Consider the following 26,130-nt stretch of genomic DNA (forward strand, 5'->3'; position numbering starts at 1 on the left):
TGGCCTTTGAGAGATAGGGGGACGCTGAAAGGCGTCCCCTTTTTCATGTCATTTCGCGCCGGGCAATTTGAGTCCCAGCAGCACCAGGCGGTCGCCGGTAATCCCGAACCAATGCGGTATGCCCGCGGGAATCAGGATGACGTCGCCCGGGCCGAGCGTCCGCGTCGCGCCGCCCTCGATCTGGCCGCCCTCGATCAGATTGGCATTCTTGGGCTTTGAATCGGTCATGGCCCCGCCCGAGACCAGCGTGCCGGAGCCTTCCAGCACGATGGCGTATTCCGCATCAGTGGGGTGAACCGCGGGACGACCCGGCTTCTTCCAGATTTCGATCGCCGCCACGGTGGCGCCGTCGCGAACCAAGGGGCGCCACATGAACCCCTGGTCGGGTTTCATCGCGGCGAGCATCTCGCGGAGCTGAGCCTGGACATCCGCGCCGCTCGCGAAACCGGATGAGGCGGCGTCTTGAGCACGACCCGTCCGCGCGGAAGCGGTAGCGACGCCTGCCGAGGCGGCGAGCAGCAATGACGTCGCGCAGATCGTGAAGGCCTGAGATAGTGTCTTCACCGCAGCTCTCCCTAGTTGCGCGACCACCCTATGTCGGCCCCTCCGCATCCGCCATGGCTTGACGACAACACGCTCGCCGGTTCAATTGAATTACGGATGTAGTTCAGCTGTGGAGGGGCGCATGGCGCGAAAGACCCTGACGTTCGCCGGCCTGATGCTGGCGCTCGCTGGCTGCGACCAGCAAGCCCAACAGGCTGACGTCCCAAAGCACTTCGCCCCGCCCGCTCTGTGGCGGATCGAGGTGGTCGAGGATTCCGGCGGCCAGAGCGGCGTGGTCCTGGTCTGCGCCAATCCCGAGGTGGTCAGCTCGTTCTCCCGCGTCGAGCCGAGGGTGAACGGCCAGCCGTGCGAGACCTATGGCAAGGTCGCCAAGGACACCGCCGACGAGCACATCAAACGCTGTGAGGCGGGCGGCCTGCGGTATGGCCTCTACGTCACGACGACGCGCCAGAAGGTCGACGACTTCACGGTCCGTTTCGCCCTACAGCCCTTGCAGGCCGCCGGCGGCAAGGTGGTGCAGGCCCGCCGGTATCAGCGCCTGGGCGCCTGCCCGACGGGCTGGAAGGCCGGCGACCAGGGCAAGCCCGGCGGCCTACCGACCTCCAACCTGCTGAGCGGCCAGGCGCCCGGTTGAGATCTCAAGCCTAGCTTTTCAGGAACGCCGACAGCTTGTTGCCGTCCGGATCGCGCACATAGGCCAGGTAGTAGCCCTCGCCATAGGCCGGGCGCGGACCGGGCGGGCCGGCGCAGGCCCCGCCCTTGGCCATGGCGGCGGCGTAAAAGGCGTCGACCTGCTCCGAGCTTTCGGCCTTCAGCCCGATCATGATGCCGTTGCCGGCCTTGGCGGGCAGGCCGTTCTCGGGCGCGCAGATCATCACGGTGGCGTGGTCCTGGTCGGGGCCGTAGCCGATCCAGTCGCCCTGCCGCCAGAGCCGCTGATTGCCCAGCGCGCCCAGGACCGCGTCATAGAAGTCGCCGGCGCGATCGAGGTCGCTGGCGCCGATGGTGATGTAGCTGATCATGGCGTCTCCTCCTGACGCCAATCTAGGCCGGGCCGCTGACAGGATCTGTCAGCAGTCAGGCCTTCGCCCGGCGAGCCACCCGCGCCTTGCGCTTCTTCCACCAGATCACCACGCCGGTGACGCTGAGCGCCGCGACGACCACGCCCATGAACGAGATCAGGATACGGCCCGGCAGGCCCAGGATCCGGCCCGAGTGCAGCGGGAACTGGGCCTGGACGAAGATGTCGGCGGCGGTGCCGACCCAGGGCAGCCGCTCGCCGGCCGGCAGGCCCGTCTGGCCGTCGTAATAGAGGTAGGGCGTACCGACGCCGGCCGCGCCATGATCGCCGCCCGGCTGGTGGAAGGTGACGCCATAGACGCCATAGCCGGGGGCGTAGAAGGCCCCGCCGACCGGATCGGTCCAGCCGCGCTTCCTGGCCTCGGCCTGGGCGGTCGCGATCACCTGGGCGTAGGTCTTCTTGGCGATGATCGGCTGGTCCAGCGGCGCGGGCGCGCGCAGCTCGAACGGGCCGGGCGTGGTCTTCGAGACCTTGGACAGCACCGGATAAAAGACCTCGGTGTAGAGGTTCAGCGAGAAGGCCGTGAAGGCGACGGTGAACAGCACGCCCCACAGCCACAGGCTGAAGGCGCGATGGATATCCAGGTTGAGGCGGTAGGCGCTGGCCTTGGTCTTGATCCGCCACGCCGGCTTCCAGCGGCTCCAGAAGCTCTTGCCGTTCCGGGTCGCGGCCTTGGCGGGCAGGGTCAGGTAGAAGCCGACGAAGCAATCGATCGTCCACAGCACGGCGATCACGCCCATCAGCCAGACGCCCCAACGGTCGATGCCCCACATCGCCGGGATGTGCAGGGTGTAGTGCAGCACATAGAGGAACGAGACGAAGGTCTCGCTGGTGATCGGCCAGGCCGCGCCCCAGTTGCGCCGGCCCAGCTCGTCGCCCGTGGCCGGGTCGAGGAAGACCTGGTTGTACCCCGGGGTGAACAGCTTGCCGGTGGCCGGGTCGCGCTTGGCGTCGACGCCGAACGCGAAGGCCTCGCCTTTCTCGGGGGCCAGCGGCACGAAGGTGACCTGGACGCGCGGGTCGCGGGCCTCGATCAGCTTGGCCAGCTCCAGCGGCGCCTTGGCGGGGCCTTCGGCGCGGGCGTGCATCAGGTGCGGATTGAGCAGGTCGTCCAGCTCATGGTCCCACGAGATGATCGCCCCCGTGACGCCCGAGATGAACAGGAAGCCGGCCATGAACAGCCCGACCCAGCGGTGGAAGAAGCCGAACAGTGGCCGCACGGCCAGCCGAGGCAAGCTCAGGCTGGACGGCTCGCGAGCGGCTTCTTTGGCGACGGCGGGCGGGGTGCGGGCGTCCATCTGCTCGGATCCTAGAAAGCGTAGTCGAGGCGCACGGAGACGCCGCGCGGCGCCGCGTAATAGGCCTGGTTCCACATCAGGCTGGCCAGATAGGCCTTGTCGGTGGCGTTCTTGACGTTGACGGTCGCGCGGACCTTCTCGGTCAGGTCGACGCCAGCCATCAGGTCCAGGACGCCGTAGGCCTTCTGGGTGATCGTGACGATGTCCTGGCCCTCGATATCGTCCTGCCAGCGGACCTGCGCGCCCAGGGTCAGGTTGCGCAGCGAGGGAATGGTGTAGGTGCTGGAGGCCTTCAGCGTCTTACGCGGCGTGAACAGGCGGGCCTTGGCCCCAGCCTCGTCCTTGATCTCCAGATCGGTCCAGCCGACGCTGACCCGCCACTGGTCGTTGATCGCGCCGACGGCTTCCAGCTCGTAGCCCGTGGCCTTGGTGTCGACGCCCTCGTAGTAGCTCTTCAGCGTGTCGGGGAAGTCGCCGGCGTACTGGGCCAGGCCGCCCTGGCGCGAGGTGAAGACCGCGCCGGTCACGTACAGGCGCTTGTCGAACCACTCGCTCTTGAAGCCGGCCTCGTAGCTCTTGCCGTGGGCGGCGGCCAGGGTCTGATGGTTGATGTCGACTTCCGACTGCGGATTGAAGATGTCGGTGTAGTTCGCATACAGCGACACGTTCTGGGTCAGGTCGTAGACGACGCCGGCATAGGGGCTGACCTTGCTCTCGTCGCGCGGGGTGTCGGTCCCGTACGAGAAGCCCTTGGACTTCAGCTTCAGAGCGTTGAAGCCGGCCACGACCTTCAGCTTGTCGCTGAGATTCAGGTGCGCGGCGGCATAGAAGCGCGACAGGCGGTCGACCTGGTCGGAGGCCAGATAGGCGCCGGGGAAGGTCGGCTCGGCCACCTGGACACGTCCCCAGTCGTGCACCGACGGATATTCGAGCACGTCGTTGGAGAAGTCCTCGTACTCATGGCCGTGCGAGCGCGAGGTCTGGCCGCCGATCACCAGCTGATGCTGGCGGCCGAACAGCTGGAACGGACCCGAGGCGTAGGCGTCCAGGATGTAGTTCTCGTAGATCGACGGATAGACGCCGGCCATGCCCCCGACGCCCAGGCCCGTCACCGGGTCCGGATTGCCGTAGGCGTACAGCAGCTTGGCGTTCTCCTGGAAACGCTTGAACGTGCCGATCGTCTTGACCTGCCAGCCGTTGTCGAAGTTCCAGGCCAGTTCGGCGAAGGCGGTCTGGTCACGGACGTTCCAGTGCGTCCAGTCGGCCGCCGTCGAAGCCGAGGTCGGATAGTCGATACGCGCGCCGTCGCTATAGACCAGGGGCAGGGCGCCCCAGTTGTTGCCGCGGGCGCGGTTGTCCTGCATCGACCAGCCGACCGTGGCGGTCAGGTTCGAGGTCGCGTCCCAGGCCAGCAGGGCGCCGTAGACGTTCCGGTTGACGCCGTAATAGTCAAGATAGCTGTCGCGATCCTCGTTGGCGTAGATCAGCCGGCCCGACAGCGTGCCCGACGTGTTGATCGGTCCCGAGACGTCGGCCTCCAGGCGATAGCTGTCCCACGAGCCGTATTGCAGCGCGCCCGAGGCCTGGAAGTCCTTGGTCGGGCGCTTGCGGACATAGTTGATGGTCGCCGACGGATTGCCCGTGCCGGTCATCATGCTGTTGGCGCCGCGCACGGTCTCGATGCGCTCGAACAGCACCGTGTCGAGCTCGCCGAACTGGATGCCCCAGATCAGCGGCAGGCCGATGCCGTCGGCCTGGAAGTTGGTGATGTCGAAGCCGCGCGAGTTGTAATAGGTGCGGTCGGTCTCGACCTTCTCGACATTGACGCCGGTGACCTGGGCCAAGAGCTGGTTCACGTCGGTGAGCGCGAAGTCCTTGATCCGGTCCTGGTTGATGATCGTCACCGACTGGGGCGTTTCGCGCAGGCTCATGTCCAGGCCGGTCACCGCCGAGGTGCGGGTGCGCGCACCGGTGATCACCACGCCTTCGACCTGGTTGTCCGCCGCCGCGCCGGTCTCGGCCGCCATGGCCAGGCAGGGCGCGCCCACGAGCGCGGCGCCGGCCAGCGAAAGGGCGCGGAAGGACGAAGACATGGGCAACCTCGATGCGAACGATAATGACTCGCAAGCGCATCTATCGGTCAAGGGCGGAGGTGTCAAACACGCGCGGGACGTCCGCGCTCAATTTATAGGATCAATGGTCTAGCTTAGCAGCAGTGCGGCCACGGCCAGGGTGACCAGCGCCAGGGCCGTGGTGAGGGCCACCGTGCGCGCCGCGCCACGCGGAAAGACACCGTAGGCGCGGGTCTGGATGAAGACGTTCACGGCCGTCGGGGCGGCGGCCAGCAGGGTCGCGCCGGCGCGGAAGGCGGGCGGGGCCGGGGTCAGGCCGATCGCCAGCCAGGCCAGCAGCGGGAAGGCGACCAGCTTGCCGATCGCCGCCAGGGTGACGGGACCCCAGGACGGCGCGGCCTGGCCCTCGGTCTCGCGCAGGCCCAGGGCCGCGCCGAGGGCCACCAGACCTACCGGGCTGCCCGAGGCGGCGGCCATGCCGACGGCGCGGTCCAGGGGCTCGGGCAGGGCCAGATCCAGCAGGGCCAGCGCGACCCCGGCCAGGGCGGCGGCCACGACGGGATTACGAAACGCCTGGACCGTCGAGCGCCAGACCGAGCGGCCCGCCGCCCAGCCCAGAAGGCCCACGCCCGTGGCGGCCATGACCACGAAGTCGATGGCCACGACGCCGGCGACCAGGCGGGCGGTCTCGGCGCCCATGACGGCGGCGGTGATGGGCAGGGCCAGGAAGGCGCTGTTGCCGACGCCGGACGCCATGCCCGCGCCGCCGCGCTCGGCCTTGCTCCAGCCCAGCAGGCGGCCGGCCGTCACGACGGTCGCCATCACCAGCAGGCCCGCGCCGGCATAGGCCGCCAGACCCAGCAGCAGGTCATGTCCCGGACGTCCCAGGCGCGAGAGCGAATACAGCAGCAAGGCGGGGAAGCCGACCCAGTAGACATAGGCCGACAGGCCTTGGGTCATCTTGGCGTCGAGCAGGCGCAGGCGGCTTAAGGCCAGGCCGGCGCCAACCAGCAGGAAGAACGGCCAGACCCGTGAAACGACGTCGAGGACCAGAGGGAGCACGGGTCTGGTGTCAGCCCTGGCGTTCGTCGCCCGGCAGGCGGATATGCACCAGCTTCCAGGTGAACAGCGCCCTGCGTTCGAAGGTGAAGATCGTGACCTTGCCGCTGCCGTCCGGGCGCTTGATCGAGATGCGCACGCGGTTGGGGTCCCAGTAGGCGATGCCAGGATAGGGACCGCGCACCGTGTCCTTGATCTGACCCGCGAGCGAGCCGTCGCGCGACATGGCGGGCGGGGCCTTGCCGGGGGCGTATCCGCGCGTCAGCGCCGAGACCCCGGCCACGGTCAGATAACGATCGACCTTGGGCTCGGGCGGAGCCAGCGGCTCGATCGCTTTCTTGAAGACACTGAGCGGATCGCGCCAGATCGACGGGTTTTCGGGGCGAGCGGCCGGCGTGTCGGCCAGGAGCTGGCCGGTCAGGCTGCGGCGCACGGCCGGGAAGTCGACCAACTCGCCGATCGCCTGCACGTCTTCGTACTGGGCGGCGGCCTTCAGCGCTCGGAATGCGAACCAGGGCGCCGTGGCGAAGGCGGCGGCGAAGACGAAGATCGCCAGAACGATCAGGTCCCAGATCCGCTTCTGCAGGGTCATGCCGCCTCCCCAAAGGTTAACGCCGGATAGACCAGTTCTCGCCGTTCGCCGCAAGACCGCTCGCGCGATAGGGGCGCTGGGTTGGGGGAGGCCGAGAAAAAAGCGCCGCTTCCGAGGGGGCGGAAGCGGCGCGGAGGGGATCCGGTCGGGGAGGAATCTCGACGACGGATCGGGGAAGGCGTCCGACAGGGACGACTTGAGCGCAGTTGACCCCTTCAGGGTTGTATATGTCAATTGTCGCCCATGGATTGTTTTTAGGCCGCGCGGCGGCGCGCGTCGCCATCGTCCAGCGGGACGAGGTCGGGCGCGGTGCGGCCAAAACGAAAAACGCCCCCAGGTCTCCCTGGGGGCGCTCCCGGTTCAGGCCGAAGCCTGAAGTCTTAGGCCATGGCCTTCTTCAGGTTCTCGTCGATCTTGTCGAGGAAGCCTTCGGTGGTCAGCCAGCCTTGCTTGTCGCCGACCAGCAGGGCCAGGTCCTTGGTCATGTAGCCGCTCTCGACGGTGTCGATGCAGACCTTTTCCAGGGTGGCGGCGAAGTCGGCCAGTTCCTGGTTGTTGTCCAGCTTGGCGCGGTGGGCCAGGCCCCGCGTCCAGGCGAAGATCGAGGCGATCGAGTTGGTCGAGGTGCTCTCGCCCTTCTGATGCTGGCGATAGTGGCGGGTCACGGTGCCGTGGGCGGCTTCGGCTTCCACCGTCTTGCCGTCCGGGGTCATCAGCACCGAGGTCATCAGGCCCAGCGAGCCGAAGCCCTGGGCGACGATGTCCGACTGCACGTCGCCGTCGTAGTTCTTGCAGGCCCAGACGTAGCCGCCCGACCACTTCAGCGCCGAGGCGACCATGTCGTCGATCAGGCGGTGCTCGTAGTGGATGCCCTTGGCCTTGAACTGGTCGGCGTATTCGGCGTCGAAGATCTCCTGGAAGATATCCTTGAAGCGGCCGTCATAGGCCTTGAGGATCGTGTTCTTCGTGGAGAGGTAGACCGGATAGCCGCGGTTCAGGCCGTAAGCGAACGAGGCGCGGGCGAAGTCGCGGATCGAGTCGTCGAGATTGTACATCGCCATGGCGACGCCAGCGTCCGGAGCCTTGAACACTTCGTGCTCGATCACTTCGCCGTCGTCGCCGACGAACTTGATCGACAGGGTGCCCTTGCCCGGGAACTTGAAGTCGGTGGCGCGATATTGGTCACCGAAGGCGTGACGGCCGACGATGATCGGCTGGGTCCAGCCCGGCACCAGGCGCGGCACGTTCTGGCAGATGATCGGTTCGCGGAAGATCACGCCGCCCAGGATGTTGCGGATCGTGCCGTTCGGCGACTTCCACATCTTCTTGAGGCTGAATTCCTCGACGCGCTGCTCGTCCGGCGTGATGGTGGCGCACTTGACGGCGACGCCGTGCTTCTTCGTGGCGTTGGCCGCGTCGATCGTCACCTGGTCGTCGGTGGCGTCGCGGTTCTCGACCGACAGGTCATAGTAGTCCAGTTCCAGGTCCAGGTACGGGAAGATCAGCTTATCCTTGATGAGCTTCCAGATGATGCGGGTCATTTCATCGCCGTCCATGTCGACGACGGGATTGGCGACTTTAATCTTGGCCATTACGGGGAGGTTCCTCTGGCGGTGGCGCGCCTGCGGCGTTCTGGCGCACAGGGCCAGCACGCGGCGCGGACGGGGAGGCTATAGACTGTTGCGTCGCGAGGGAAAAGCCGGTCGGTTGGGCCTCGTCAGTTAGTTCAGCGTTCAAGCGTGGCGATTTGGGGATAACGGCCCCGGGGGCGCGGGCCCGAGTGCGTTTCGTGAGACTCGCTCGGAACTTTGGAAGGGACAAGCCAGTCTGTCCCGGACTGGCTTGAGGGAGTTCGTTTGAACGACAATCCGGGAGCGATCGCCGAGGTGACCGCGCCTTTGGCGCGGCGGCTGCTGACCATGGTGGCGATCTTGTCGATCGCCGTGACGGGCGTCGCGACGGCGGCGGCCTTCGTCTTCGTGCGCAAGAGCGCCGCCGACACCCAGACCCGGCACCTGGCCGAATATGTCGGCGAGCGGGTCAAGACCGAGGACCGCCTGTTCTCCGACCTGGTGAAGGTGCACGACGCCGCCCGCGAGGCCCTGACCCGGCGTCTGGCCATGAGCGATGATCCCGAGATCCACGCCCAGTTCGAGCGGCTATTCCCTGAAAAGGGCGACGGCACCCGGCGCTCGATACCCGCTCTGTTCGACGGCGCGCGCATCGGCAACCGCTATGTCTACGGCGTCGGCGCCTATCTGGCGCAGGCGGACACCATGAGCCTGCCCGAGCAGGAGCTGTTCGTGGGCGCGACCGACGTGGTGGCGGCCACCGGCGAGACCGAGATCCGCCACTACGACAACTTCTACTTCTTCACGCCCCGCACGCGCCTGGTGATGTTCGGTCCCAACCGGCCCGACAAGCTGATGTACTATCGCAAGACCGCGCCGCCGGACCTTTCCATCGCCCACGAGGAAATGACCCAACTGACCCTGCCGGAGAACAATCCGGGCCGGGTCATGAAGTGCACCAAGCTGCGGCGGTTGATCTCGGATCCCAGCGGCCGGGGGCTTAACGCGGCCTGCATGACGCCTTTCTACTACAAGGGCCAGTTCATGGGGGCGTTCGGCACCAGCCTGTCGCTGGACAGCTACCTGCTGCGGGCCGTGGCCGACGCCCTGCCGGGCGGGCGCAACCTGATCGTGGCCGACGACGGCGAGCTGGTGGCCGCGCAAGGGCTGGCCCGCAACGGCGTCGTCGACGTCGCGATCCTGCGGAAGTTCGAGGCCGACAACGACCTCAAGCGCCTGGTCGACCACATCCGCGCCCAGAACAGCGACATCGGCACGGTGCTGTCGCCTCGAGGCGACCAACTGGTGGCCTATGGCCGCCTGGTCGAGCCGGGCTGGTGGTTCATCATGGCGTTCCCGTCGGCCGACATCGTCTGGTCGTCGCTGAAGACGGCCTCGTGGGTGCTGCTGTTCGGCTTCATCGGCGTGGCCCTGCAGGCGCCGCTGCTCTACCGCCTGACCAACCGGATGGTGACCGAGCCCCTGGCGGTGCTGGCCGAGGCCCAGCAGCAGGGCGACTCCGCCGCGGCCAAGCCGATCGAGGCGCGACAGGACGAGATCGGTTCCCTGGCCAGGGCGCTGCGCCGCCAGCGCGACCGCAACGAAGAGCTGCGCCGCTCGCTGGAGGACCGGGTGGCCGAGCGCACCGCCGAACTGGAGCGCGCCAACCAGGCCAAGTCGGTGTTCCTGGCCAACATGTCCCACGAGCTGCGAACGCCGCTGAACGGGGTCATCGCCATTGGCGACCGCCTGGCCGACGAGGAGGATCCGATCGCCCGCCGAGAGCTGGCCGCGCTGGTCTCGTCCTCGGGCCGCCTGCTGGAGCAGGTGCTGGGCGACATCCTGGACGTCTCCAAGATCGAGGCGGGCGAGTTTCAGCTGACCCCCGTCGCCTTCGACCTGACCCAGCTGGTGCGCGGCATGGCCGAGCTGCACGCGGCGGCGGCCGAGGCCAAGCATCTGGTCTTCCGCTGGTCGGTCTCGCCCGACGCCGAGGGGACCTACGACGGCGACGCCGGACGGATCAGCCAGATCCTCTCCAACCTGCTGGCCAACGCCGTGAAATTCACCGGCCAGGGCGAGGTGTCGCTGGAGGTCGATCGTGTGGAAGAGGCCGTGCGCTTCGTCGTGCGCGACACCGGGGTCGGCTTCGACGAGGCCGTGCGAGACCGCCTGTTCAAGCGCTTCGTCCAGGCCGACCAGTCGATCACCCGCCAGTTCGGCGGCACGGGACTGGGGCTGTCGATCTGCGCGGCGCTGGCCGAGATGATGGGGGGCAAGATCCGCGCCGACGCCACGCCGGGGCAGGGCGCGCGCTTCGAGGTCGTGCTGCCGCTGACCCGCTGCGCCGACCTGACCGAGAAGGCGGTCGAGGAGGATCGCGAGATTTCGCTGGAAGGCATGCGGGTGCTGGTCGCCGAGGACCATCCGACGAACCGCAAGGTGGTCGAGATCGTGCTGGAGCCATTCGGCGTCGACCTGACCATGGTCGAGGACGGCCAGGCGGCCTTGGACGCGCTGGAGGCGACCGGCTTCGACGCGGTGCTGATGGACATGCAGATGCCAGTGATGGACGGCCTGACCGCCACCCGGGCCATTCGCGCCCGGGAAAAGGCTTCCGCCGCGCCGCCGACGCTGGTCATCATGCTGACCGCCAACGCCATGGAAGAGCACGTCGCCGCCGCCCACTCGGCCGGCGCGGACCTGCACCTGGCCAAGCCGCTGCACCCTGCCCAATTGCTCGAAGCCCTGGCGCGGGGGCGGCGCGCCTAGAACTCTTCGAGCACCGCGCGGCCGACCTCGGCGATGATCCGCTGCCGCGCGGTCGCGTCGAGGGTCGAGCCGGTCAGGAACACCACGAAGGCGATGCGGCGGCCGTCCTTCAGCGCGACCACGGCCAGGGCGTGGCTGGAGGACGTGAAGCCCTGGTCCGCTCGCGCCGAGCCGGCCGCCTGGGCCAGCCGCGCGCCCTTGGGCAGGGCCAGCGCCAGGTAGCCGGGGTCGTGGCCCAGCAGGCGATCGACGTCCGGCGCCACGCCGAGCTCGCGCTGGACGAAGGCTTCCAGCAACCGGATCATGCCCACCGGCGTGGCGGTGTCGCGCGGGTCGGTTTGGCGCTCGCGGCCCGCGCGAGCGCGCCGCGCGGGGGGAACCGAGGCGATGGCCTTGTTCCAGGCGTCCTCGCCCTTCCAGTCGGCGCGGAACGAGGCCAGGCCCAGCGCCTCGGCCCGCGCCTGGCGTTGGTACCGGTCGACGCTGACTCCGTCGATGCGTTGGACGTCCAGCCAGCCATTGACGGCGCCCGGTCCGCCGATCCGCTTGGTCAGGAGGTCCAGGGCGGTGGCGTCGCCGTGCAGGGCCAGCAGCTCCAGGTCGGCGGCGGTCCAGAACTGGCGGCCCGGCCAGGCGTCGGCCACGGAACTGGGCGGCGGCGACAGGTCGACGTCGCGGACGGGGATGGCCGTCTCGGGCGGCAGGCGGCCGAGCGCCGTCTCGGCCATCACCGCCGCCAGGATCGGGACCCGCGCGGCCGCTCCCAGCGGGAACTTCTGGTCGCCGTTGAAGGCCCACAGCTGACGGGTGGTCAGGTCCTCGACCGCCACGCCCAGTATGGCTGGCTGGGCGCGAACCGCGATCGCCTCGATCCGCTTCTGCAGCCGCTTGGGCTGCATGGTCGGCTCTTGCTGGCCCAGCATCGGCTTCTCGCCGCAGGCATGCAGCAGGGGCAGGGCGAGAAGGGCGGTCAGGACGGCGCGGCGGGACATGCCGGGTAAACGCGGCCGTGGCGGTTTCGGCTGCCAGCCTCTTGCATCGGACGGTTAGTCGGCGGCAAAGGGTGCGGGATGACCGAAGACTTCAAGCCCGTCCCACCCTGCGTGATCCTCAATGAGCCCCAGCTGGCCGAGAACATCGGCGCGGTGGCCCGGGTGATGGCCAATTTCGGGCTCCACGACCTGCGCCTGGTGCGGCCGCGCGATGGCTGGCCGCAGGAGCGGGCCTGGGCCAGCGCCTCGGGCGCCAGCTGGCCGCTGGACGACGCCAAGGTCTTCGACACCTTGGAAGCCGCCATCGCCGACCTGAAGCTGGTCTACGCCACCACGGCCCGCCCGCGCGAGACGCGTTTGCCGGTCCACACCCCACGTGAGAGCGCCGCGCACCTATCCGAAGAGGTCGCCCAGGGCCGCGCCGTCGGCCTGCTGTTCGGCGGCGAACGCGCGGGCCTGGAGACCCACGACATCGCCCTGTGCCAAGCCATCGTCTCGATCCCGATCGACGAGCGTTTCCGCTCGCTGAACCTGGCCCAGGCGGTGTCGATCAACGCCTACGAATGGAAAATGACCCAGGACGACCGGCCCTGGAAGAAGTTCGAGCAGAACGTCGAGGAGCCCGCCGACCAGGCGACGCTGCTTGGCCTGTACGAGCACTTGGAGGGCGAGCTGGACAAGGCCGGCTTCTACCATCCGCCGGAGAAGAAGCCGTCGATGGTCCGCAACCTGCGCGTCCCCCTGGCCCGGGCCCGGCTGAGCGATCAGGAGGTCCGCACCTTCCGGGGCGTGATCACCGCGCTGAGCAAGGGCCGTGGCCGGGTCCTGGCCAAGCTGGCCGCCAAGGCGGCGGAGGGCGAGACCCCTTAAGGATCAAAGCCCGGCGCGAATTTTGACCTTGATCATCCGCGCGCCGTTCAGGGGGGCGCAAGCTCCAGCCGTGGCCAAGCAAGGAGCTCCCATGACCCCCGATGCAACAACCCTCATCGTCGTCGCCGACGGACGTCGCGCCCGGCTGCTGGAGCAGGCGCGGATCGACGGACCGCTGCATGACCGACCTGAATGGCTGGCGGACGTGAAGGAACATCACGATCACGCCGCGCCCAGTCACATCACCCATTCGGGTGACGCGCGTGATCGGGCCGAGAAGGCGTTCCTCGCCGGCCTGGCCAAGCGCGTCGAAACCCTGGTGGCCAAGCATGGCCTGGAACAGGTGGTCCTGGTGGCGCCGCCCAGGGCCCTGGGACATCTTCGCGAGGCCTTGTCGTCGACGGTGGCCAAGAAGGTCGTCGGCTCGGACGCCCACGACCGCGTCGACGCCACCCTGATCACCTTGGAAAGTGTCGTTCACGCCGCGCGCTTCGCCAACGCGGCCTGAATTGATTTGGCGGCGCGCGACGCTTGCGTCCCGCGCCGTTCCCGCGTTCACTCCCTTCAAACAAATGTTGGGGAGGGCGGCATGAACCGTCGAGAACTGCTGGCCCTGGCCGGCGCGCTGGGCTTCGCGCCAACGCTCGCTCGCGCCGCCGACGGCGACGCCACCGCCGCGCGGGACGCCTGGCTCTACGCCCTGCCGCTGATCGAGATGGCCACCGCCCGGGCGCGGATCCTCAAGATCCCTGGCGCGGCCGTCAATGCGCTGCGCCATACCCGCACCCTGTCGGACCACACCGCCCGCTGGGTCACGACGCCCAATAACGACACGCTCTACTCGCCGGCGTTCCTGGATCTTTCCAAGGGGCCGGTGACCCTGACCATCCCGCCGATGGGCCAGCGCTACTACTCGGTGGCGGTGATGGACATGTTCACCAACAACAACGTCGTGCTGGGCGCGCGGACGATCGGCGGCGAGGGCGGGACCTTCACCCTGGTCGGGCCGGGCCAGGCCTCGAGCGGGCCCAACCCCGTCCGCATCGCCACGCCGCACGCCTGGTTGCTAGTCCGCATCCTGACCGACGGCGGCGAAGACCTGGTCGCCACGCACAAGGCCCAAGACGGTTTCGTGCTGAAGGGACCGGCCGGTGGCGCGGCCCCGTCCCACGCCGCCCGCGACGCCAAGCCGGCCGACTATTTCGCCACGGCCAAGGCCCTGCTGGCCAGCGACCCGGCGCCGCCCAGCGACCTGCGGATCCTGCGTCGCGCCGCCGCTTTCCTGGGCGCGGGTCCGTTCGACGAGGCCGCGGCGGCCACCGGCGTCGAGCAGGCCCGGATGATCACCGTCTTCGCCCAGGGGCGGCAGGTGTTCACGAACGGCTGGTCCTATCCGCGTCCCAACCTCGGCGACTACGGCCAGGACTATCTCTATCGCGCGATCGTCGCCCTGCAGGGTCTGGGCGCGCTGCCGGTGGCCGAGGCCATGTACATGAAGGCGGCGGGCGACGACGGGGCGGGCAATTTCACCGGCGACGGGCTCTACCGGCTGAGCCTGCCCGCCCAGATCCCGCTGGACGGCTTCTGGTCGCTGTCGATGTACGAGGCCACGTCCGACGGCCAGTTCTTCTTCACCGACAACCCGATCAAGCGCTACGCGATCGGCGACCGCACGCCCGGGCTGAAGCGCAACAGCGACGGGACGCTGGACCTCTGGATCGGTCGCGCCGACCCTGGCGGCGACCGCGCCGCCAACTGGCTGCCGGCCCCCAAGGCCGGGCCGTTCGCGATGTACCTGCGCGCCTATCTTCCGAGGGCCGAACTGCTGGACGGCCGCTTCCGCCTGCCGCCGATCGTCAAGGTCTAGAGTGTCAGCTCGCGCCGCTTCTCAGCGCTGCGCATGGCGAGGTCCATCACGGTCATGGTCGCCAGGGCGTCGGTCGGGTTCGACGGGTTGGGACCGGCGCCGTTCAGGGCGTCGCGCAGGGCGGCGTAGAAGGCCAGGTAGTCGCCGGGCAGGCTCGTAAAGTCCGGCCCGCCCTCGACGCGCGACAAGGCGCCTGGACGCGGATCGACGCCCCAGCCCGCGCCGCCCGGCTTCGCCCCGGCGGCCAAGGCGGCCTCCTGCGGATCCAGGCCGTGCTTGATGAAGCTGCCGCCCGTTCCATGCGCCACGAAGCGCAGGTCGTTGACGGGCGCCAGCTGGCAGGCGTGCAGGATCACTCGCAGGCGCGGATAACGCAGCAGCACGTGGCAGTAGTCGACCGCCTGGCCGCCGTGCTTCTGGACCGCGAAGTCTGCATAGACCCCGACCGGCATGCCAAACAGCTGCAGCGCCTGGTCGACCAGGTGCGGACCCAGGCCATACCAGGTCCCGGCGCCGGCCTTTTCCTTCCACTGGTCGACGACCACGGGCCGGAAACGGTCGTAGCGGGACTCGAAGTGAGTGACCTCGCCCAGGGCGCCATCGGCGATCAGCTGCTTGATCGTCAGGAAGTCGCTATCCCAGCGGCGGTTGTGGAACACGCTGAGCAGCTTGCCGGCGTTCGCGGCCTGCTCGGCCAGGGCTTGGGCGTCGGCCAGCGTGGTGGCGAACGGCTTGTCGATCAGCACCGCCTTGCCCGCCGCCAAGGCCGCGCGGCCATGCTGGGCGTGGACGGCGTCGGGCGTGGCGACCACCACCAGATCGATGGCGGGATCGGCCAGCGCCGTGGCGACCTCCGGTACGACGCTCGCGCCCGGGTGGTCGGCGGCGACCTGATCGACGCGCGAGGTGACGACGGTCCTGAGCGTCAGTCCCGGCGTGGCGGCGATCAGCGGGGCGTGGAAGACCTTCCCCGCCATGCCATAGCCAAGCAGGGCGACATTCAGCGACTTGGTCATGGGTTACTCGGCTTCGGACTCGTGGAGGGGCATGCGGAACGTGAAGCGGGTTTCCGTGGAGTCGGACGTCACGCTCAGCTGTCCGCCGTGGGCCCGGGCGATCTCGGCGGCGATGTAGAGGCCCAGCCCCAGCCCGCCCTGGGTAGGCGCAGACGAGATCCGCACGAACGGTTGGAAGAGGCGTTGGGCCGTATCGGCCGGGATCGGGTCGCCGCCATTGGCCACCGACAGCTCGAACATGCCGTCATGGTCGCGCGCCTGAACCCGCACCGGCTGGTCGGTGGCCCCGTGGGTGATGGCGTTGCCCACCAAGTTGGAGAGAAGTTGGCTGATGCGGCCCACATCCACCTTCGGCGCGCCCGCCAAGTTCAGCTCGGTCTCGATAACGCGCTGGGGATGGGCGGCCTTGAGTTCGGCGACCACGGTCTCGAGCGCGTCGCGCAGGGCCGGGGCGCGGCGGCGCTCGACGCCGATGCCTCCGCCCAGCCGTCCGCGCGCGAAGTCGAGGACGTCGTCGATCAAGCCGGCCATGCGGTCGACGCTCTTGCGCACCTCGCCGATGACCCAGGTCCCGCGCTCGTTCAGCGGCGTCTTGGACAACAGCCGCACGCCGCCGTCGATGGCGGCCAGCGGGTTGCGCAGGTCGTGGCCCAGCACGGCGATGAACTGGTCGCGCAGCTCCGACGTGGCCTGAGCGTCCAGCAGCGCGGCCTCGCTCTTGGCCAGCTGCGTTTCGGCCTCGAGGTGGCTGCCGATCAGCTCGGCGAACAGCTCGAACATGCCGATGATTTCGGGCGACTTCAGCTTGGCGGGACGCGGATCGATGGCGCACAGCGTGCCGAAGAACTCGCCGTTGCGGCGGATGGGCACCGAGATGTAGCTCTGGAAGCCGTACTGGCGCGGCGTGTGGTGGTCGCGGAAGTCGTCATCCTCGGCGACGTTATCGATGACCACGGCCGCGCCGCTGTCGCGGATCTCGTCGCAGATGGTGGTGACGACCTCCAGTTCGCCGCCGGGCTTCAGGCCGAAGGCGATGTCGTCCTTGACCGCGCAGGCGACCCAGCGGTCCTCGGTGACCCGGGCCACGGCCGCGAAGCCCATGCCGGTCGTGCGGCAGACCACGTCCAGGATTTTCGGCGCCACGTCGATCCTGGAGATCGCCGCCACGTCGTCGTCAATCGTCGGCAAGTCCGGGATCCCCACTTCGCCAGACAGTCTAGACCATGGCGCGAGCCAAATCACCGTCGGGAAGGCGACTTAGTCGCGAACTAGGCTCGACCGCGCCGACCTTCCTCGGCAGATTGCGGCCGCTCAATCCAGGAGACTCAAGATGAAGACCCGCGCCGCCGTCGCTTTCGAAGCCAAGAAGCCGCTGGAAATCGTCGAGGTCGACCTGGAAGGTCCCAAGGCCGGCGAGGTGATGGTCGAGATCAAGGCCACCGGCGTCTGCCACACCGACGCCTACACGCTCGACGGTCTCGACAGCGAAGGTATCTTCCCGTCGATCCTGGGCCACGAGGGCGCGGGCGTGGTGGTCGAGATCGGCCCGGGCGTCACCTCGGTGGCGGTCGGCGACCACGTGATCCCGCTCTACACGCCCGAATGCCGCCAGTGCAAAAGCTGCCTCAGCGGCAAGACCAACCTGTGCACGGCGATCCGCGCGACCCAGGGCAAGGGCCTGATGCCGGACGGGACGAGCCGCTTCTCGTACAAGGGCCAGGCCATCGCCCACTACATGGGCTGCTCGACCTTCTCGAACTACACGGTGCTGCCCGAGATCGCGGTGGCCAAGATCCGCAAGGACGCCCCGTTCAAGACCGCCTGCTACTGCGGCTGCGGCGTGACCACCGGCGTCGGCGCGGTCACCAACACCGCCAAGGTCGAGCCGGGCGCCAACGCCATCGTCTTCGGCCTGGGCGGCATCGGCCTGAACGTCATCCAGGGCCTGAAGCTGGTCGGCGCCAACATGATCATCGGCGTCGATCTCAATCCTGACCGCGAGGAATGGGGCCGCAAGTTCGGCATGACCCACTTCGTCAATCCCAAGGACGTGCAGGGCGACCTGGTCGCGCACCTGGTGGCCCTGACCGACGGCGGCGCCGACTACACCTTCGACGCCACCGGCAACACCGGCGTCATGCGCACGGCGCTGGAAGCCTGCCACCGCGGCTGGGGGACAAGCATCATCATCGGCGTGGCCGAGGCGGGGAAGGAGATCTCCACCCGTCCGTTCCAGCTGGTCACCGGCCGGGTCTGGAAAGGCACGGCCTTTGGCGGCGCGCGCGGCCGCACCGACACGCCCAAGATCGTCGACTGGTACATGGACGGCAAGATCCAGATCGACCCGATGATCACCCACGTGCTGCCGCTGGAAGACATCAACAAGGCCTTCGACCTGATGCACGCGGGCGAGAGCATCCGGACCGTGGTGACGTTCTAGTTCAAGTTTTCCCTCCCCCTTGATGGGGGAGGGGCAGGGGTGGGGGTGACTACGGCGGTTGATGCCGTGCACGGCCGCCAACTCAGTAGATCACCCCATCCCCAACCCTTCCCCATCAAGGGGAAGGGAGAGGAGACCAGCCTTGACCGTCGAAATCCTCAACACCCACCGCGTCCACGGCGGTGCGCTGCGTTACTGCAAGCACGACAGCGCCAGCACCGGCACGCCGATGAAGTTCACGGTGTGGGTTCCGGACGGGGAGGGGCCTTTCCCCTATCTCGTCTGGCTGTCGGGCCTGACCTGCACCGAGGACAATTTCACGGTGAAGTCGGGGGTCTACGCCTATGCCGCCAGGCACGGCGTGGCGATCGTCGCGCCCGACACCTCGCCGCGTGGTGAAGGCGTCGCTGACGATCCGGCCTACGACCTGGGGCAGGGCGCTGGCTTCTATGTCGACGCCACCCAGGCCCCGTGGGCGCCGCACTTCCAGATGTACTCGTACGTGACCAAGGACCTGCTGGAAGCCGTCGACGGCGCCTTCCCGCTGGATCCGGCGCGGCGGGGGATCTTCGGCCACTCGATGGGCGGCCACGGGGCGCTGACCATCGCGCTGCGCAATCCAGACCTCTTCAAGTCGGTCAGCGCCTTCTCGCCGATCGTCTCGCCGCTGAACTGCCCGTGGGGCGACAAGGCGATGACCGCCTATCTGGGCGAGGACCGCGCCGCGTGGCGGGCGCACGACGCCTGCGCGCTGATCGAGGACGGAGCGGGCGGCAGCTTCGACGAGATCCTGATCGACCAGGGCCTGGCCGACAGCTTCCTGGAAAACCAGTTGAAGCCGCAGCTGATCGAAGCCGCCGCCGAAAAGGCCGGCCGCAAGGTCACGGTCCGCCGCCAGGACGGTTACGACCACAGCTACTTCTTCATCACGACCTTCATCGGCGATCACTTGGATTGGCACGCTCAAAGGTTGTGAATTTTCCATTCTGACCGTTGAGGGCGCATAGCGATCTGCTATGCTTCCCTCATGGTCCCCGAGCCCTCCATCTTCGAGACTGATGAAGAAGCCGAAGCGGCCGCCGACGCCGAAGGCATGGCGGATATCGCCGCCGGTCGCGTGGTTCCGCATGATGAAGTTGCGGCCTGGCTCGATACCTGGGGAACGCCGGACGAGAAGCCCGCTCCGGCCAAGTGGCGCAAGTAGTCTGGACTTGGCGAGCGCTGGCCGATCTAGCGGCCATCCGCGACTATATCGGGCAGTTTAGTCCGTTGGCAGCGCAGCGCATGGCCGCCCGTCTGCGTGCGGCGGCGGAAAGCTTGGCCGAGCACCCCGAACGCGGAAGGCTGGCGACGGTTACGCTGCGAGAACTGGTCGTCATCCCGCCTTATGTGATCCGCTACCACGCAGGAGACGGTGTCGTGCACATCGTTCGTATTCGACATGCCGCACGACTTTGATGCCGACGAGAACGACGACCTGGTCAATCCGCTGACGCCGTGGCGGTCGATGGCGTTCATCTTCGTTTGCGGATGGGGCGCGGTTCTCCTGGACGCCTTGGGCGGGCGGGACCTGCCGGGGCGTTATGGCCATGGCTTCGATCCGCTCTTCCTCACCATGCCGTTCCTGGCGGTCGCGGGCTACCGGGTGTTCTGGATGGGGTGGCGCAGCGCGCAGCGCCGTCACCAACAGCGTTCGCGGGAGCGGCGGGCCATGTTGGGGCACGACCGCCAACATTGACTCCCCGAGGTGTTTCCTCGATAAGCCACCCTTCACGCCGCCGGCTCGCCGGACGGCGCGAAAATCGCATGACGGATTGACCCGAAGCCGCCGTTGAGATCGCACCTCCTTTGGGGGAGCCGGCCCGGATCGAAAAGAAGAGTGACTTATGTCCAAGCGCCATAGCGCCAAGTACAAGATCGACCGCCGCATGGGTGAAAACCTGTGGGGCCGTCCGAAGTCCCCGGTCAACTCGCGCTCGTACGGCCCGGGCCAGCACGGCCAGCGTCGCAAGAGCAAGGTTTCGGACTTCGGTCTGCAGCTGCGCGCCAAGCAAAAGCTGAAGGGCTACTACGGTAACCTGACCGAGAAGCAATTCTCGCGCACCTACGAGGAAGCCGCTCGCCGCAAGGGCAACACCTCGGAGAACCTGATCGCTCTGCTCGAGTCGCGCCTGGACGCCATCGTCTATCGCGCCAAGTTCGTGCCGACCGTGTTCGCCGCCCGCCAGTTCGTGAACCACGGCCACGTGACCGTGAACGGCAAGCGCGTGAACATCCCGTCGTACCGCTGCAAGGCCGGCGACGTGATCCAGGTCCGCGAAAAGTCGCGCAACATGGCTCTGGTCCTCGAAGCCGTCGCCTCGAACGAGCGTGACTTCGCCGAGTACGTCTCGGTCGACGCCAAGAGCCTGTCGGCCACCTTCGTCCGCGCTCCGGAACTGTCGGAAGTTCCGTATCCGGTGAAGATGGAACCGAACCTGGTCGTCGAATTCTACGCTTCGTAAGCGTCGGATCCGAACACAGACACGGAAGAGGCCCCGGAGCGATCCGGGGCCTTTTTTGTCGCGCGTCCCTTAAGGGACGGGGACCCCTTGAAAGGCCCCGGGCGCTCCCCCAGCTTTATGGGGCGGGACCGGGCCCCTCTGGCGAGCGATGCAAGCGCTCGTGATGTCGGACCGCATCGGGTGTTCTCGATGTCACTGGGTCCGGCCGCCTCTGCCCCCTCCCCAAGGCGCCGCCTCCGACACGAGGACACCCGACCCATCCCCTTGGACCGGAGGTTCCATATGCCCCTTCTGATGTGCCCCAACTGCGACGGCTCCATGCAGGCCGTGCAGCGCGCCGGCGTCGAGTTCGACATGTGCCCGCGCTGCCGTGGCGTCTGGCTGGACCGTGGCGAGCTGGAGAAGCTGATGGCCCTCGAGCGCGAGGAGGCCCAGGTCGCGCAGGCCGGCCAGCGGCCCTATAGCCGCCCCGACCACTACGCCGACCATAAGCGCCACGAAGACCATAAGCGCTATGACGACGATGATCGCCGCCATCACGGCCAGCATGGTCATCACAAGAAAAAGCGCTTCGACCTTTTCGACATCTTTGACTGATCCACACGATGAACCACTTCAAGACCTACATGCTGCTGGCGGGCCTGACGGCCCTGTTCATGGGCGCGGGCTATCTGATCGGCGGGCCGACCGGCATGCTGATCGCCCTGGCGTTCGCGCTCGCCTTGAACGCCTTCTCGTACTGGAACGCCGACAAGATCGTGCTGCGGACCTATGGCGCGCGGGAGGTCGATGAAAGCCACCCCGAGCCGCTGATCCGCAACTATGTGGTCGACGTCGTCGAGATGGCGGCCAAGGCAGGTCTGCCGCGTCCGCGCGTGACGGTGATCGAGAACGCCCAGCCCAACGCCTTCGCCACCGGCCGTGATCCCGCCCACGCGGCCGTCGCGGCCACCACGGGCCTGCTGCAATTGCTGACCCGCGACGAGATCCGCGGCGTCATGGCCCACGAGCTGGCCCACGTGAAGAACCGCGACACCTTGGTGATGACCGTGACGGCGACCATCGCCGGCGCGATCTCGGCCCTGGCCAATTTCGCGTTCTTCTTCGGCGGCTCGCGCGACGAGGAAGGCAATGGCGGCGGCATCGGCGGGATGATCGGCGCGATCGCCATCGCCATCCTGGCGCCGATCGCCGCCATGCTGGTGCAGATGGCCATCAGCCGGGCCCGGGAATATGAGGCCGACCGCATCGGCGCCCAGATCGGCGGCGACCCGGCCGCCCTGGCCCGCGCGCTGGAGAAGATCGAGGCCTATGCGCGCGGCGGCTACGTCAACCACGACGCCGAACGCAATCCGGCCACGGCCCACATGTTCATCATCAACCCGCTGACCGGGAAGGGCGCGGACAGCCTGTTCTCGACCCACCCCGCGACCCAGAACCGCGTCGAAGCCCTGCTGCGGCTGGGTGTGGGGCAGGGGGCGCGGCGTCCGGTCGCGGCGGCCACGACGACCATGGTCCCGCCCAGCCGCGAGAGCCGCGACCCCGGCCCCTGGGGCTAGGGCCCTTTTCGACCTGATCGAAACGATCGGTCGGATAAAAAAGGCTCTAACTCAAAAGCCTGGAGCATTTTGTCGATCCGCTCGGATCGGAGAATGCTCTAGGGCGCGGCGACCGGCAGTCGTCGCGTATATTCCCAGGTCCAGGGCGCGCCGGTCTCGCCCAGCGCGGCCTTGGCCAGGGGCGGGAAGATCCTTTGGCCCACGCCGCTGTTGGTCAGGATGACCATGCAGCGCTGGCCCTTCTCGACGCAGATCAGGATGTTGTCGGTGATGTCGTTGTGGCCGCCCTTGATGAAGGCGTGGCCCTGCGGCCCGTCGAAGGCCACGACGCCGATCCCGGCGCCCAGGCCGATCTTGGCGTTATCCGGGTTGACCTCGGGCGTGAAGGTCGGGAACTCGCTGGCGCTGGTGATCGGCAGGCTGACCTTGGTGAGCTCCGCGCGCGCCTTGGCCGACAGGCCCCAGCCCGAGGCCATGGCCGCCGCCAGCTTGCCCATGTCCGAGATCGTGGTGTCCAGCGAGCCGGCGGCCTTGACGCTGGAGCGGTCATCGTGCGGCTCCCACGTCCCGTCCTCCTTCATGCCGTCGGCGAGGTCGGTCTTGAAGTCGTCGCGCCAGACCATGCCCGACCGGGTCATGCCCAGGGGCTGGAAGAGGCGGCGGTCCATCTCTTCCCCGACCTTCAGGCCCAGGCCCTGCTCGATGACGAACTGCATCAGGTTGACGCCCTCGCCGGCATAGGCGTAGCGGCTGCCGGGCTTGAACTTGATGTCCAGCTTCTCGTCGGGGTTCAGCCAGCGGAAGTTCGGAAAGCCCGCCGAGTGGGTCATCAGGATACGCGGGGTGATCTCGCGCCACCGGGGCTCGTTGGCCAGATCCGCATAGGTCTCATACTCGGGCAGAGGCTTGGGAAGGTAGGTCGAGATCGGCTTGTCCAGATCCAGCCTGCCGTCGTCGACCAGCATCATGACGTAGTAGGCGAAGGTCGCCTTGGTGATGGAGGCGGCGTACATGACCGTCCGCGGGGTCAGCGGATCGCCCTTGGCGTTGCGCACGCCCTTGGCCGCGACGTGGGCGACCTTGCCGTTCTCGATGACGGCGACGGCCACGCCCGGGACCTTGCCGATGGTCGCCAGCCGCTCGATCTCGGCGTCCAGTTTCTTGTAGTCACTAGCGGCGAAGGCCGGGGCGGCCATGACACTGGCCAGGGACGCGGCCAGGAAAGCTGAACGAAGACGCACGACAAACTCCCCAAAGGCTGGTCAGGCGGCCAGCGGTAGGCGATCTTCGGCCAAGTTTGGGTGGTTCGTACAGAGGTCGATGAACTTCGTTCAATCGCGCAGAGGTTTTATGTTCGCCGGCGTGGCCCTGGGGCTGGCCGGATGCGCGACGACGCCTGCCTTGCTGGCCGCCGCGCCGGATGAGACCTTCCCCGAGCTGGAGCCGCTGCTTGCCGCCGACGCCGGCCCTGACGCCCTGTCCATCCGGGTGACGTCCAAGGGCTGCGCGGCCAAGGCCGACTTCGTGTTCCGCCTCGACCGCAAGGCCGGTCACGCGGTGGTCGCCTTCGCCCGGCGACGGTTGGAGACATGCAAAGGGGTGGCGGACTCGGTGCAACTGCGGTTCGGCTACGACGAGCTGGGCGTGTCGCGCGGCGAGCGCATCGTCATCGCCAATCCGCTTCTTCCGCCCTCGCTTCGCGAGTGAGATGACCGTTCAGCCCTTCGGCGTGAACCGTTCGACCATCCAGGGCAGGACACGGGCCGGGCGCTTGGCGGCGATGTCGATGAGCACCCAGTCGGTGCGGCTCTGGGCGCACATCTCGCCGTCGGGGCCGTCGATGCGGACATACCGCTCGAAGCGCGGGCCCTTCAGTTCGCCGACCCAGGTGTAGCCCGTGGCGATCTCACCTGGCAGCAGTTCACGGCGGTAGTCGATTTCGTGACGGCGCGCGACCCAGCTCCAGGGCGCGCGCTGCTCGTCGCTCGCCCAGGCTTCCCAGTGGGCGATGGCCAGGTCCTGGGCCCAGGCCAGATAGACCACGTTGTTGACGTGGCCATTGGCGTCGATGTCCGACGCCCTGGGCTCGAAGGTCAGAGAGTACGCGTCGCTGGGAGGCGTAAAAAGCCGGCTCACGCGCGTTACCGCGCGTTCTTTTTAGAGAGTGAGCCTCCCGGGCGGCGAACCGTTACGCACTTCGCCTGGAGGCTCACGCCGTCAGGACGCCCTGGTCGACGAAGAGGGTCTTCAGTTCGCCCGACTGGAACATCTCGCGGATGATGTCGCTGCCGCCGACGAACTCGCCCTTCACGTACAGCTGCGGGATGGTCGGCCAGTCGGTGAAGGTCTTGACGCCCTGGCGCAGGTCGTCGTCCTGCAGGACGTCGACGCCGACGAACTCGACGCCCAGATGGTCGAGGATCTGCACGACGATCGACGAGAAGCCGCAGCGCGGCTGGTCCGGCACGCCCTTCATGAACACCACGACCGGATTCTCGGCCACGGTCTTGGCGATGAAGTCGAGGGCGGGTGAGGAAGCGACGTCGGTCATGGGATCAGTCCTAGGCGTAAGCCTTTCAGCTAGGCGCCCCAGGCCGAACGGTCAAGGGGGGCTTCTGGTCAAGCGCGCCCCGCCGCCTTCTCGCGTTCCTGGGCCGAGAAGCGCGCCATCTCGATCTGGGCGCAGACGCCGGTGGGCAGATCGCGCTCGACCACGGCGGCCAGGCGCTCGACTTCGGCGCGGTTGCCGGCGGTGACGCGGACGGTGGCCAGGGAGGGCTCGGTCAGGGCGTAGCCCAGGCAGATCTCCTCGGCGTTCCACCCGGGCGTGCCGTGCAGGAACTCATAACCGCCAAAGTCGGCCAGCGGGTCCGTGCGACGGCGCCAAAGCGACGGCTTGGGCGCGGCGGCGACCCCGCCGCTCTCGCGCAGGGCCTGGGGCCAGAAGTCCTCGCCGATGACGGCGAAGTTGTGCTGCGAAGCGTGGCGGATGCGGTGACGCTCGGCCCAGCCAGACGACAGGTTGAACGGCGAAGAGACCGCCGTGACCAGGCCGCTCTTCAGCAGGCGTGGATCGATATCGCCCCGGCTGGCGACGCCTAGGCCCTTAACCGCGCGGCTCTCATGCAGCGAGCGCAGGCCAGCGTCGAAGGCCGGGGGCAGGGCGGGCGCCAGCGGGTCGTTGATCAGGACGAGGTCGACATAGTCCAGGCCCAGGCCCTGGAAGGCCGAACCCAGCAGGCTGTCGATGGCCTGCTGTCCCAGCAGGCCCGCGTCGCCGCGCACCCGCCAGGTCAGGAACAGCAGGCGCCGCTCGACGCTGGCGAAGGCCTCGCTCGCGCCCTTCAGCAGTTCGGGAGAGTCGCCCTCGACCTGGAAGCTGTTGATGCCGTTCTCGAGGGCCGTGAAGACCAGCGCCCGCCAGTCGTTGGCCCGCAGGCGCGCGCTGTCGGCCAGGCGCAGGGTCAGCGCCGAAACCGTCATGCCAGACGCGCCGAACGGACGGTAGCGCACCGGTTGCTCCTACTCGGCCGGGGCGGCGGTTTCGAGGGCCAGCGCGTGCAGGGTTCCGCCCAGCACGTCGGCCAGGGCCTTGTTGACCAGCTGATGCTGGCGCACGCGCGGCAGGCCCTTGAAGGCCGGCGAGACGATACGGGCCTTCCAGTGGTCGTTGTCGCCGGCCAGGTCGGTCAGCACGATCTCGGAATCGGGGAAGGCCTGCGTGAGGCGGGTTTCGAGCTCGGCATGGGACATGGGCACGGGTAGGGACTCCGGTCTCTGGGTCTATCTGGCCGCGATTCCTTAAGGACGGACGCACGCTGACAGCGTTTGTCATTCCGGGCCACGGCGATCTGTCGGAGATTTAATTGAAAT

At 67.9% G+C, this 26,130-nt stretch carries 29 protein-coding genes and 1 pseudogene; 14 read left to right on the top strand and 16 right to left on the bottom strand.

Annotation, left to right across the window (positions count from 1 at the left end):
- Positions 1-48: 48 nt before the first annotated feature.
- Positions 49-564, bottom strand: coding sequence for a cupin domain-containing protein (locus tag ACW173_RS14145; protein WP_492080636.1), 516 nt, complete (start codon positions 562-564; stop codon positions 49-51).
- A 121-nt stretch (positions 565-685) separates the two neighbouring features.
- On the opposite strand from ACW173_RS14145, the gene ACW173_RS14150 reads away from it, so the two are divergent.
- On the top strand, positions 686-1,198 hold the full coding sequence (locus ACW173_RS14150) for a hypothetical protein (RefSeq protein WP_492080637.1): 513 nt from the start codon (positions 686-688) through the stop codon (positions 1,196-1,198).
- A 10-nt stretch (positions 1,199-1,208) separates the two neighbouring features.
- Here the strand turns inward: ACW173_RS14150 and ACW173_RS14155 are convergent, their stop codons facing one another.
- The 6 genes from ACW173_RS14155 to ACW173_RS14180 form a co-directional block, all read right to left on the bottom strand.
- A complete protein-coding gene (locus tag ACW173_RS14155; protein WP_492080638.1) occupies positions 1,209-1,586 on the bottom strand; it encodes a VOC family protein in 378 nt (125 codons plus the stop codon).
- A 55-nt stretch (positions 1,587-1,641) separates the two neighbouring features.
- Entirely contained in the window at positions 1,642-2,943 is a 1,302-nt protein-coding gene (locus ACW173_RS14160; RefSeq protein WP_492080639.1) for a PepSY-associated TM helix domain-containing protein, read from the bottom strand.
- Positions 2,944-2,954: 11 nt separating this feature from the next.
- On the bottom strand, positions 2,955-5,036 hold the full coding sequence (locus tag ACW173_RS14165) for a TonB-dependent siderophore receptor (RefSeq protein ID WP_492080640.1): 2,082 nt from the start codon (positions 5,034-5,036) through the stop codon (positions 2,955-2,957).
- Between the two features lie 108 nt (positions 5,037-5,144).
- The gene (locus tag ACW173_RS14170) at positions 5,145-6,068 is read right to left on the bottom strand and encodes an AEC family transporter (RefSeq protein WP_492085994.1); all 924 of its coding nucleotides are present in this window, start codon (positions 6,066-6,068) and stop codon (positions 5,145-5,147) included.
- A 19-nt stretch (positions 6,069-6,087) separates the two neighbouring features.
- Positions 6,088-6,666, bottom strand: a complete 579-nt coding sequence (locus ACW173_RS14175) for a DUF2939 domain-containing protein (RefSeq protein ID WP_492080641.1) — start codon at positions 6,664-6,666, stop codon at positions 6,088-6,090.
- A 380-nt stretch (positions 6,667-7,046) separates the two neighbouring features.
- A complete protein-coding gene (locus tag ACW173_RS14180; protein ID WP_184721382.1) occupies positions 7,047-8,258 on the bottom strand; it encodes an NADP-dependent isocitrate dehydrogenase in 1,212 nt (403 codons plus the stop codon).
- A gap of 327 nt (positions 8,259-8,585) precedes the next feature.
- On the opposite strand from ACW173_RS14180, the gene ACW173_RS14185 reads away from it, so the two are divergent.
- Positions 8,586-11,009, top strand: a complete 2,424-nt coding sequence (locus tag ACW173_RS14185; RefSeq protein ID WP_492085995.1) for an ATP-binding protein — start codon at positions 8,586-8,588, stop codon at positions 11,007-11,009.
- On the opposite strand, the gene ACW173_RS14190 is transcribed toward ACW173_RS14185, so the two are convergent.
- Positions 11,006-12,001: a serine hydrolase gene (locus ACW173_RS14190; protein WP_492080642.1), complete on the bottom strand. Its 996-nt coding sequence runs from the start codon at positions 11,999-12,001 to the stop codon at positions 11,006-11,008. The genes ACW173_RS14185 and ACW173_RS14190 overlap by 4 nt on opposite strands.
- Before the next feature lie 78 nt (positions 12,002-12,079).
- Between ACW173_RS14190 and ACW173_RS14195 the strand changes: the two genes are divergently transcribed.
- From ACW173_RS14195 to ACW173_RS14205, 3 genes are all read left to right on the top strand, one after another.
- Positions 12,080-12,871, top strand: a complete 792-nt coding sequence (locus ACW173_RS14195) for an RNA methyltransferase (protein ID WP_492080643.1) — start codon at positions 12,080-12,082, stop codon at positions 12,869-12,871.
- Positions 12,872-12,962: 91 nt separating this feature from the next.
- Positions 12,963-13,379, top strand: a complete 417-nt coding sequence (locus ACW173_RS14200) for a host attachment protein (RefSeq protein ID WP_492080644.1) — start codon at positions 12,963-12,965, stop codon at positions 13,377-13,379.
- A gap of 81 nt (positions 13,380-13,460) precedes the next feature.
- Positions 13,461-14,738, top strand: a complete 1,278-nt coding sequence (locus ACW173_RS14205; RefSeq protein ID WP_492080645.1) for a DUF1254 domain-containing protein — start codon at positions 13,461-13,463, stop codon at positions 14,736-14,738.
- On the opposite strand, the gene ACW173_RS14210 is transcribed toward ACW173_RS14205, so the two are convergent.
- Both ACW173_RS14210 and ACW173_RS14215 read right to left on the bottom strand, forming a co-directional pair.
- A complete protein-coding gene (locus tag ACW173_RS14210) occupies positions 14,735-15,754 on the bottom strand; it encodes an oxidoreductase (protein WP_492080646.1) in 1,020 nt (339 codons plus the stop codon). The genes ACW173_RS14205 and ACW173_RS14210 overlap by 4 nt on opposite strands.
- Positions 15,755-15,757: 3 nt before the next feature.
- Positions 15,758-16,942 carry a GAF domain-containing sensor histidine kinase gene (locus tag ACW173_RS14215; RefSeq protein ID WP_492080647.1) on the bottom strand — a complete coding sequence of 395 codons (1,185 nt, stop codon included), beginning with the start codon at positions 16,940-16,942 and terminating at the stop codon, positions 15,758-15,760.
- 142 nt (positions 16,943-17,084) lie between these two features.
- Between ACW173_RS14215 and ACW173_RS14220 the strand changes: the two genes are divergently transcribed.
- The gene (locus ACW173_RS14220) at positions 17,085-18,194 is read left to right on the top strand and encodes an S-(hydroxymethyl)glutathione dehydrogenase/class III alcohol dehydrogenase (RefSeq protein ID WP_492080648.1); all 1,110 of its coding nucleotides are present in this window, start codon (positions 17,085-17,087) and stop codon (positions 18,192-18,194) included.
- A gap of 9 nt (positions 18,195-18,203) precedes the next feature.
- Here the strand turns inward: ACW173_RS14220 and ACW173_RS14225 are convergent.
- Positions 18,204-18,310 (bottom strand): annotated as a pseudogene (locus ACW173_RS14225) (hypothetical protein); the annotation flags it as partial.
- A gap of 26 nt (positions 18,311-18,336) precedes the next feature.
- Between ACW173_RS14225 and fghA the strand changes: the two are divergent.
- From fghA to htpX, 7 genes are all read left to right on the top strand, one after another.
- Positions 18,337-19,170, top strand: a complete 834-nt coding sequence (gene fghA / locus ACW173_RS14230) for an S-formylglutathione hydrolase (RefSeq protein ID WP_492080649.1) — start codon at positions 18,337-18,339, stop codon at positions 19,168-19,170.
- A gap of 51 nt (positions 19,171-19,221) precedes the next feature.
- On the top strand, positions 19,222-19,398 hold the full coding sequence (locus ACW173_RS14235; RefSeq protein ID WP_492080650.1) for an antitoxin: 177 nt from the start codon (positions 19,222-19,224) through the stop codon (positions 19,396-19,398).
- Complete coding sequence (locus ACW173_RS14240; RefSeq protein ID WP_492085996.1) at positions 19,350-19,652, top strand: type II toxin-antitoxin system RelE/ParE family toxin; 303 nt, start codon at positions 19,350-19,352, stop codon at positions 19,650-19,652. The genes ACW173_RS14235 and ACW173_RS14240 overlap by 49 nt, the downstream gene beginning before the upstream one ends.
- Positions 19,636-19,932: a hypothetical protein gene (locus ACW173_RS14245; protein ID WP_492080651.1), complete on the top strand. Its 297-nt coding sequence runs from the start codon at positions 19,636-19,638 to the stop codon at positions 19,930-19,932. The genes ACW173_RS14240 and ACW173_RS14245 overlap by 17 nt, the downstream gene beginning before the upstream one ends.
- A 148-nt stretch (positions 19,933-20,080) precedes the next feature.
- The gene (gene rpsD, locus ACW173_RS14250) at positions 20,081-20,698 is read left to right on the top strand and encodes a 30S ribosomal protein S4 (protein ID WP_010920368.1); all 618 of its coding nucleotides are present in this window, start codon (positions 20,081-20,083) and stop codon (positions 20,696-20,698) included.
- A 282-nt stretch (positions 20,699-20,980) separates the two neighbouring features.
- Positions 20,981-21,295, top strand: coding sequence for a TFIIB-type zinc ribbon-containing protein (locus ACW173_RS14255; protein ID WP_492080652.1), 315 nt, complete (start codon positions 20,981-20,983; stop codon positions 21,293-21,295).
- Between the two features lie 8 nt (positions 21,296-21,303).
- The gene (gene htpX / locus ACW173_RS14260) at positions 21,304-22,257 is read left to right on the top strand and encodes a zinc metalloprotease HtpX (protein ID WP_492080653.1); all 954 of its coding nucleotides are present in this window, start codon (positions 21,304-21,306) and stop codon (positions 22,255-22,257) included.
- Between the two features lie 98 nt (positions 22,258-22,355).
- Here the strand turns inward: htpX and ACW173_RS14265 are convergent, their stop codons facing one another.
- Complete coding sequence (locus ACW173_RS14265) at positions 22,356-23,498, bottom strand: serine hydrolase domain-containing protein (RefSeq protein ID WP_492080654.1); 1,143 nt, start codon at positions 23,496-23,498, stop codon at positions 22,356-22,358.
- Between the two features lie 109 nt (positions 23,499-23,607).
- Between ACW173_RS14265 and ACW173_RS14270 the strand changes: the two genes are divergently transcribed.
- Positions 23,608-23,964: a hypothetical protein gene (locus tag ACW173_RS14270; protein ID WP_492080655.1), complete on the top strand. Its 357-nt coding sequence runs from the start codon at positions 23,608-23,610 to the stop codon at positions 23,962-23,964.
- Between the two features lie 9 nt (positions 23,965-23,973).
- Here ACW173_RS14270 and ACW173_RS14275 read toward each other — a convergent pair whose 3' ends face one another.
- The 4 genes from ACW173_RS14275 to ACW173_RS14290 form a co-directional block, all read right to left on the bottom strand.
- Positions 23,974-24,393, bottom strand: coding sequence for an acyl-CoA thioesterase (locus tag ACW173_RS14275; protein WP_492080656.1), 420 nt, complete (start codon positions 24,391-24,393; stop codon positions 23,974-23,976).
- A 73-nt stretch (positions 24,394-24,466) separates the two neighbouring features.
- On the bottom strand, positions 24,467-24,808 hold the full coding sequence (gene grxD, locus ACW173_RS14280; protein ID WP_492080657.1) for a Grx4 family monothiol glutaredoxin: 342 nt from the start codon (positions 24,806-24,808) through the stop codon (positions 24,467-24,469).
- Positions 24,809-24,876: 68 nt separating this feature from the next.
- Positions 24,877-25,770, bottom strand: coding sequence for an aldo-keto reductase family protein (locus ACW173_RS14285; protein WP_492080658.1), 894 nt, complete (start codon positions 25,768-25,770; stop codon positions 24,877-24,879).
- A 9-nt stretch (positions 25,771-25,779) separates the two neighbouring features.
- A complete protein-coding gene (locus ACW173_RS14290) occupies positions 25,780-26,016 on the bottom strand; it encodes a BolA/IbaG family iron-sulfur metabolism protein (protein ID WP_492080659.1) in 237 nt (78 codons plus the stop codon).
- Positions 26,017-26,130 lie beyond the last annotated feature (114 nt).

Source organism: Caulobacter sp. ALps2 (assembly GCF_058681635.1).

Excerpts from the sequence above, each read along its gene's own strand:
- ACW173_RS14200 (WP_492080644.1), top strand. The coding sequence starts at position 12,963 with ATGACCCCCGATGCAACAACCCTCATCGTCGTCGCCGACGGACGTCGC.
- ACW173_RS14220 (WP_492080648.1), top strand. The coding sequence starts at position 17,085 with ATGAAGACCCGCGCCGCCGTCGCTTTCGAAGCCAAGAAGCCGCTGGAA.
- ACW173_RS14270 (WP_492080655.1), top strand. The coding sequence starts at position 23,608 with ATGTTCGCCGGCGTGGCCCTGGGGCTGGCCGGATGCGCGACGACGCCT.
- ACW173_RS14190 (WP_492080642.1), bottom strand. The coding sequence starts at position 12,001 with ATGTCCCGCCGCGCCGTCCTGACCGCCCTTCTCGCCCTGCCCCTGCTG.
- ACW173_RS14235 (WP_492080650.1), top strand. The coding sequence starts at position 19,222 with ATGGTCCCCGAGCCCTCCATCTTCGAGACTGATGAAGAAGCCGAAGCG.
- htpX (WP_492080653.1), top strand. The coding sequence starts at position 21,304 with ATGAACCACTTCAAGACCTACATGCTGCTGGCGGGCCTGACGGCCCTG.
- ACW173_RS14165 (WP_492080640.1), bottom strand. The coding sequence starts at position 5,036 with ATGTCTTCGTCCTTCCGCGCCCTTTCGCTGGCCGGCGCCGCGCTCGTG.
- ACW173_RS14210 (WP_492080646.1), bottom strand. The coding sequence starts at position 15,754 with ATGACCAAGTCGCTGAATGTCGCCCTGCTTGGCTATGGCATGGCGGGG.
- ACW173_RS14205 (WP_492080645.1), top strand. The coding sequence starts at position 13,461 with ATGAACCGTCGAGAACTGCTGGCCCTGGCCGGCGCGCTGGGCTTCGCG.
- rpsD (WP_010920368.1), top strand. The coding sequence starts at position 20,081 with ATGTCCAAGCGCCATAGCGCCAAGTACAAGATCGACCGCCGCATGGGT.
- ACW173_RS14155 (WP_492080638.1), bottom strand. The coding sequence starts at position 1,586 with ATGATCAGCTACATCACCATCGGCGCCAGCGACCTCGATCGCGCCGGC.
- ACW173_RS14175 (WP_492080641.1), bottom strand. The coding sequence starts at position 6,666 with ATGACCCTGCAGAAGCGGATCTGGGACCTGATCGTTCTGGCGATCTTC.
- ACW173_RS14255 (WP_492080652.1), top strand. The coding sequence starts at position 20,981 with ATGCCCCTTCTGATGTGCCCCAACTGCGACGGCTCCATGCAGGCCGTG.
- ACW173_RS14245 (WP_492080651.1), top strand. The coding sequence starts at position 19,636 with ATGCCGCACGACTTTGATGCCGACGAGAACGACGACCTGGTCAATCCG.
- grxD (WP_492080657.1), bottom strand. The coding sequence starts at position 24,808 with ATGACCGACGTCGCTTCCTCACCCGCCCTCGACTTCATCGCCAAGACC.
- ACW173_RS14180 (WP_184721382.1), bottom strand. The coding sequence starts at position 8,258 with ATGGCCAAGATTAAAGTCGCCAATCCCGTCGTCGACATGGACGGCGAT.
- ACW173_RS14185 (WP_492085995.1), top strand. The coding sequence starts at position 8,586 with ATGGTGGCGATCTTGTCGATCGCCGTGACGGGCGTCGCGACGGCGGCG.
- ACW173_RS14150 (WP_492080637.1), top strand. The coding sequence starts at position 686 with ATGGCGCGAAAGACCCTGACGTTCGCCGGCCTGATGCTGGCGCTCGCT.
- ACW173_RS14160 (WP_492080639.1), bottom strand. The coding sequence starts at position 2,943 with ATGGACGCCCGCACCCCGCCCGCCGTCGCCAAAGAAGCCGCTCGCGAG.
- ACW173_RS14195 (WP_492080643.1), top strand. The coding sequence starts at position 12,080 with ATGACCGAAGACTTCAAGCCCGTCCCACCCTGCGTGATCCTCAATGAG.